Annotated in this window: 6 protein-coding genes; 1 reads left to right on the top strand and 5 read right to left on the bottom strand. The window is 75.2% G+C overall.

What is annotated here, in order from left to right; all coding sequences use genetic code 11:
- The 4 genes from RIF68_RS23195 to RIF68_RS23210 form a co-directional block, all read right to left on the bottom strand.
- Positions 1–212: metallophosphoesterase family protein (locus tag RIF68_RS23195; RefSeq protein WP_375165734.1), on the bottom strand; the 212-nt coding region annotated here is incomplete at its 3' end.
- 65 nt (positions 213–277) lie between these two features.
- Complete coding sequence (locus RIF68_RS23200; protein WP_309053222.1) at positions 278–898, bottom strand: L-threonylcarbamoyladenylate synthase; 621 nt, start codon at positions 896–898, stop codon at positions 278–280.
- Positions 899–907: 9 nt separating this feature from the next.
- Positions 908–2,320 (bottom strand): NAD(P)/FAD-dependent oxidoreductase, encoded by a 1,413-nt coding sequence (locus tag RIF68_RS23205; RefSeq protein WP_309053223.1) that lies wholly within the window; start codon positions 2,318–2,320, stop codon positions 908–910.
- Positions 2,321–2,394: 74 nt separating this feature from the next.
- The gene (locus RIF68_RS23210; RefSeq protein WP_309053224.1) at positions 2,395–3,231 is read right to left on the bottom strand and encodes an inositol monophosphatase family protein; all 837 of its coding nucleotides are present in this window, start codon (positions 3,229–3,231) and stop codon (positions 2,395–2,397) included.
- Positions 3,232–3,446: 215 nt separating this feature from the next.
- Here RIF68_RS23210 and RIF68_RS23215 point away from each other — a divergent pair, with 215 nt between their 5' ends.
- Positions 3,447–4,223, top strand: a complete 777-nt coding sequence (locus tag RIF68_RS23215; protein WP_309053225.1) for a serine protease — start codon at positions 3,447–3,449, stop codon at positions 4,221–4,223.
- 180 nt (positions 4,224–4,403) lie between these two features.
- Here the strand turns inward: RIF68_RS23215 and RIF68_RS23220 are convergent.
- A partial coding sequence (locus tag RIF68_RS23220) for a tetratricopeptide repeat protein (protein WP_309053226.1) occupies positions 4,404–6,438 on the bottom strand: 2,035 nt, incomplete at its 5' end.

The raw sequence follows: 6,438 nt of genomic DNA on the forward strand, positions 1-6,438 counted from the left end.
TCGGCGGGGGTGCCGTTGTCGGTGATGTCACCGGTGACGAGGACGGCCGCCAGGTCGTACGGCAGCTCCTCCAGGTACCGGAGCACGGCGCGGGTACGGGCGGCGCTCCGTTCCTCCTCGTCGATGTGGACGTCGCTGACGTGGGCGATGACGATCACGGTACCGGCCTCCGGTGGTCGCTTCCTGCTACCGGCCCGACCGTAAATGATCACGGCCCGTTCCGTAAGGGCCGGCCGGCGGCGGGTGGCCCGGAGCGCCGCGCGCTCGCGCCGGAGGCCTACTCGAAGCGGGTGGGATCGCCCGCGCCGACGCGGAGGATCTCGGGTTCCCCGCCGGAGAAGTCGACCACGGTGGTGGGGACGGTGCCGCAGTCCCCCGAGTCGAGCACCACGTCCACCTGGTGGTCGAGACGCTCCTTGATCTCCCAGCCCTGCGTCAGCGGTTCCTCCTCGTCGGGCAGCAGGAGGGTGCTGGAGAGCAGCGGTTCGCCGAGCGCGGCGAGCAGGGTCTGGGTGACGACGTGGTCCGGGATGCGTACCCCGACCGTCTTCTTCCTGGGGTGGAGGAGCTGGCGGGGCACCTCCTTGGTCGCGGGCAGGATGAAGGTGTAGGCGCCGGGGGTGGCGGACTTGACGGCCCGGAAGACGTTGTTGTCGACGTGCACGAGCTGGCCCAGCTGGGAGAAGTTCGCGCACATGAGGGTGAAGTGGTGGCGGTCGTCGAGGCGGCGGATCTCGCGGATGCGGGTGATGCCGTCGTGGCTGCCGACCCGGCTGCCCAGGGCGTAGCAGGAGTCCGTCGGGTAGGCGAGGAGCCCGTCCTTCCGGATGGTGTCGACGACGGAGTCGATGATGCGCGGCTGGGGGTTCTCGGGGTGGACGTCGAGGTACTTGGCCATGGGCGCAGTCTATTTTCGCAGCCGGCGCCAGACCGCCTTCGCCGCGTTGTGCCCGGACATGCCGTGCACGCCGGGGCCGGGCGGCGTGGCGGAGGAGCAGAGGAAGACCGCCGGGTGGGGGGTGCTGTAGGGGCGGAGCGACAGGGTGGGGCGCAGGAGGAGCTGGAGACCACTGGCCGCGCCGCAGGCGATGTCGCCGCCGACGTAGTTGGCGTTGCGGGCGGCGAGTTCGGCAGGGGCGGCGACGGCGCGGGCGAGGACGCGGTCGCGGAAGCCGGGGGCGAAGCGCTCGATCTGGCGCTCGATCGCCTCGGTGAGGTCGCCGCGCCAGCCGTTCGGGACGTGTCCGTACGCCCAGAAGACGTGCTTGCCCTCGGGCGCGCGGCCGGGATCGACCAGGGTGGGCTGCGCGGTGATGAGGAAGGGGGTGGTGGGGGCGGTTCCGGAGGAGGCCTGGCGCAGGGCGGTGCCGATCTCGCCGGCGGTGGGCCCGATCTGGACGGTGCCGGCGCGGCGCGGGGCCTCGGCGGTCCAGGGCACGGGACCGTCGAGCGCGTAGTCGATCTTGAAGGCGGCGGCGCCGTAGCGGTAGCGGTCGTAGTACCCGCCGAGTCCCGCGATCCGGGCGAGGGCGGTGGGCGAGGTGTCGAAGACGTAGGCGCGGGCGGGCGGGAGGTCGTCGAGGCGCTTGACCTCGAAGTCGGTGTGGACGGCGCCGCCCAGGTCCTTCAGATACGCGGTGAGGGCGTCGGAGATGCTCTGCGAGCCGCCCCGGGGCAGGGGCCAGCCGCCCGCGTGGGCGGCGAGCGCGAAGACCAGCCCGACGGCGCCGGTGGCGAGTCCGCCGAGCGGGGCCATGACGTGGCCGACGAGACCGGCGAACAGCGCGCGGGCCTTCTCGTCGCGGAAGCGGCGCATCAGCCAGGTGGACGGCGGCAGTCCGGCGAGGCCGAAGCGGGCGAGGGCGACCGGGTCCCGGGGCAGCGCGGTCAGCGGCAGCTGCATGAAGTCCCGTACGAGGGTGTCCCAGTGGGCGAGGAAGGGCGTGACGAGCCGCCGGTAGGCGCCCGCGTCGCGCGGACCGAGGGAAGCGGCGGTCTCGGCGACGGAGCGGGCGAGGACCGCGGCGGTGCCGTCGTCCCAGGGGTGGGCCATGGGCAGCTCGGGGTGCAGCCACTCCAGGCCGTACCGGTCCAGCGGCATCGTCCGGAAGACGGGCGATCCGGCGCCCAGCGGGTGCACGGCGGCACAGGGGTCGTGGCGGAAGCCGGGAAGGGTGAGCTCCTCGGTCCGGCAGCCGCCGCCGACGGTGGACTTCGCCTCGAAGACGGCCACCGAGTGGCCGCGGCGGGCGAGTTCGACGGCGGCGGTCAGTCCGTTGGGCCCCGCTCCCACGACGACGGCATCGAGCATCGACGGCACCTTCGGACTCCTTCGTCAGCCGGCGGCCAGGGTTCTCAGGATAGGACGGCGGGCTCCCGGGACTCGCGCGCCCCTCAGGCACCCCTGAGGAGCCCACCGATCCGCTCGGCGGTCGCCGCGTCCCGGGCGGCCGTGAACGGCAGGGCGTTGCCTCCGGCGATCCGGAAGGGCTCGCCGGTGAGGGTCGCGTGCGCGCCGCCCGCCTCGGCGACGAGCAGCAGCCCGGCCGCGTGGTCCCACGCGTACTCCCAGGAGAAGGCGACCGCGTCGAGCGCGCCCCGGGCCACCGCCAGGTACTCGAGCCCGGCGGAGCCGCAGGGGCGCGGGCGCACCCCGTCGGTGTCGAGTCCGAGGAGGGCCCGCTTCTGGTCCGGGGTGGTGTAGTCGGGGTGCGAGGTGGCGACCTCCAGGACCGCGCCGTCGGCGGGCGAACCGGAGCGTATCCGCCGGCCGTTGAGGGTGGCGCCGTGCCCGCGCACGGCGACCGCGAGCTCGTCCAGGGCCGGCGCGAAGGTCCACGAGGCGAGGATCTCGCCGCGCCGCGCGAGGGCGACGAGGGTGCAGAAGGCCGGGTCGCCGTGGACGAACTGGCGGGTGCCGTCCACGGGGTCCACGATCCAGACGGGGGCGTCCTCGGCCAGCGCCCCGTAGACCTCCGGGTCGGCGTGGACGGCCTCCTCGCCGACGACGACGGAGCCCGGCAGGAGCGCGGTGAGCGAGGCGGTCAGGTCGGCCTCGGCCGCCCGGTCCGCCACCGTGACGAGGTCGTGCGGGCCGTTCTTCTCGATGATCTCGTGGGTGGCGAGCTGCCGGAAGCGCGGCATGATCTCGGCGGCGGCCGCCTTGCGGACCGCCTCCTCGACCTCGGTCGTACCGCCGGCGAGGACGTGCTCCAGGAAGTCTTCGATCATGCGTCCAGCTAAGCACGCGGCACCGACAACCGGTATGCCGCCCTTGCCGGGCTCTGTCCCTCCCGGTGCCCGGGACGTCGGCCACCCCGGGCGCGCGACGCCCCGGACACCAGTCCGGGACCACGGACGGGTGACCCCCTCCCCCGCCTCTCGTTGACGTCATGAACATGCGGCGTCGACCGTGGGGAGATCTCATGCGAGGGGCCGGACGGCTCGTGACCTCACTCCTGGGGGCGGTCCTCACCGTCACCCCGTTCGGTGCGGCCCCGGCGGGGGCCGTCGTCGGCGGCCGGGAGGCCCGGCCGCACGCGTACCCGTACGTCGCGGCGCTGGTGGACGTCGAGGAGCGCCGGGAGTTCTGTGGCGCGGTGCTCGTCGACGACCGCCACCTCCTGACGGCCGCGCACTGCCTGTCCGGTTCGTACGGTGACCCCCGGCGGGTCGCCGTGCTGCTCGGCGACCACGACCTGACGACCGGGACGGAGTCCCCGTACGCGGTGCTCGCCCGGCCCGCCCGGTTCGCGCGCCACCCGGCGTACGACCCGGAGACCCAGCGCGACGACATCGCCGTGATCACGCTGACCCGCCCGGTCCGCCACGACCGGGGCGTCCGCCCGGTACGGCTGCCCGCGCACACGGCGCCGGACGCCTTCGACCGGACGCGGGTCGAGGTCGCCGGCTGGGGGGCGACCTCGTTCGGCGGCGGCCCCTCCCCCGTGCTGCGGACCGTGACCCTGGAGACGATGGACAACGGAACGTGCGCGGCGCGGGGTGTACCGGGTCTGACACCGGCCCAGATCTGCACCTACGCGCCGGGGCGGGACGCCTGCGTGTACGACTCCGGCGGCCCGCTGGTCCACCGGGACCGCGACGGCCGCCCCACTCTCGTCGGCCTCGTCTCGTACGGACGGGGCTGCGCCACCAGCACGCCCGCCGTCAACACCCGCGTCCGCGCGCACCTCGGCTGGATCGCACGCGCGACGAGCGCCTGACGCCCCGGCCGGCGGGGGCGCAGGCCGCACGGCGGGCGCGGGTCGGCGCCCGGGGTTCGCGACCCGGGTACGACGCGTGGTCCGTGCCCACGAGTCGGGGCCCGTCGCCCTCAGCCTCCTGGACCTGGCCCGCCCCCTCGGCGCCCGCACCGGGGGTGCCGGGGGCGCGGCGTCGGTCTCCTAGGAGGTGCGCCGGTTCCGCCGGCCCCGCCCGGCCTTCCTGGCGGCCACCATCTGCGCGTACACACGGCGCGTCAGGGGGTGCTGGGTTCCGAGCGTGCGCAGACACGTCGTCAGGATCTCCTGGTACAGCCGGCGGGACTCCCGCTTCATCCCGGCCTCCAGGAGGATTCCCGCCATGCTCAGGCCGGTGGTGATCGTGTCGGGGTGGGCCGGGCCCAGCACCCTCTCCTGGTGGTCGAGGGTCTGCCCGAGCAGGGGGACGGCCCGGTGGAAGTCGCCCGCCCCGGCGTGGGCGGTGGCCAGGTTGTGGCGGGCGGTGAGGGTGTGGGCGTGATCGTCACCGAGGGCCCGGGCGCACGCGGTGACGTTCTCCTCGTAGAGCCGTACGGCCCGGCGGAGATCGCCCGTGTCGCCGTACGCTCCGGCGAGGCTGTTACGGACGGTGAGGGTGTCGGGGTGGGAGGGGCCCTGGACCTGTTCCCGTCCGTGGAGTGCCCGCTCGAAGAGGGGCACGGCCTGCTCCGGCCGGCCCGCCAGCCGGAGCGTGTACGCGAGCATGCCGAGGACGGCGAGGGTCTCCGGGTGGTGGGGGCCGAGGTCCCGCGTCCGCGCGTGGAGCGTCTCTTCGTAGAGGGGGACGGCCCGGTCGAAGGCGCCCGCCTCGCGGTGCGCGTCGGCGAGGTGACGGCGGCTGGTGAGAGTGTCGGGATGGTCCGCGCCCAGTGTTCTCTCCCGGGCCCGGAGGACCTCCCGGAAGAGGGGGAGGGCCCGGTCGGGGGCGCCGGCCATGAGGTGGGAGACGGCCAGGTTGTGGCGGACGGTGAGGGAGCGGGGGTGGTCCTCGCCCAGCCGCTCGCGGTCGGCGGCGTCGGCCTGTTCGAACAGCGGGACGGCACGCTCCGGGTCGCCGGCGGCCAGGAAGCCGTACCCGATGTCGGCGGCGCGGGTGTCGGGGGGTTCGTCGCCGGGGACGCCGGAGTGCGCGGCGTCGGGGTGCACGGCGTCGGACGGGTCCGGTGCGTCGCCGGGAGCGGCGAGGCGCGCGGCACGGTCGCCATCGCCGGCCGCCCGGAGGGTGAGGGCGAGGGCGACGCGGGTGGCGCGGGTGGTGGCGTGGCCCGGACCGAGGACGCGTTCCATGGCGGGCAGGGCCCGCTCGAACTGGGCGACGGCCCGGTCGGTGTCCCCCGCGTCCCGGTGGGCGCCCGCCAGGTTGGCGCGGGCGAGAAGGGTGTCGGGGTGGTCCTCGCCGAGGACCCGTTCCATGTCCTGGAGGGTCCGCTCGAAGAGGGGGACGGCCCCGGCCGGGTCCTCGGGTGCCGTGCGGGCGGCCGTCAGGTTGTTCCGCGTCACGAGGGTGAGGGGGTGGTCCTCGCCGAGGACGCGCCGGCACGCGTCGAGGTTCTCCTCGTACAGGCGGACGGCCCCGGTGCGGTCACCCGCCTGTCGCCGGGTGTGGGCGAGGGTGTTGCGCAGGGCGAGGGCGTGGTGGGCGTCCTCGTCCCCCTCGGCCGGGAGCGCCACGTCCTCGGGGTGGCGGCCCAGCAGGGCGAGGGCCTTGTCCGGTTCGCCCGCCGCCCGGTAGGCGTCGGCCAGGTTGTTGCGGCCGGCGACGGTGAGCGGGTGATCCGGCCCGAGGACGCGTTCCTCGTCGGCGAGGGCCCGCTCGTACAGGGGGACGGCCTTGTCCGGCCGCCCCGACGCCTCGAGGGCGTGCGCGAGGTTGTGCCGGCCGGTGAGCGTGTGGATGTCGTCCTCGCCCAGTTCCCCCTCGTGGTGCTCCAGGGCGCGGCGCAGGTGCCTGGCGGCCCGGGTGCCGAGCCCCTGGCTCAGGAGGAAGACCCCGGCGTGGGTCAGGAGGCGTGCCGTGGTGCCGGTGTCGGCGGCCACGGGGGTGTGGGCGGCGAGGGCGTCCATGTGCGGGAGCAGGGCGCGGCCGGTGGGCCAGTTCGCCGGGTCCTGCCAGTCGGTCGACCGCACGGCGGAGAAGAGCGCCGACGTGGCGCGGTCCCGGGCCTCGGCGACGAGCTCC

Source organism: Streptomyces sp. (assembly GCF_031178505.1).
GTDB classification, from domain to species: Bacteria; Actinomycetota; Actinomycetes; order Streptomycetales; family Streptomycetaceae; genus Streptomyces; species Streptomyces gulbargensis.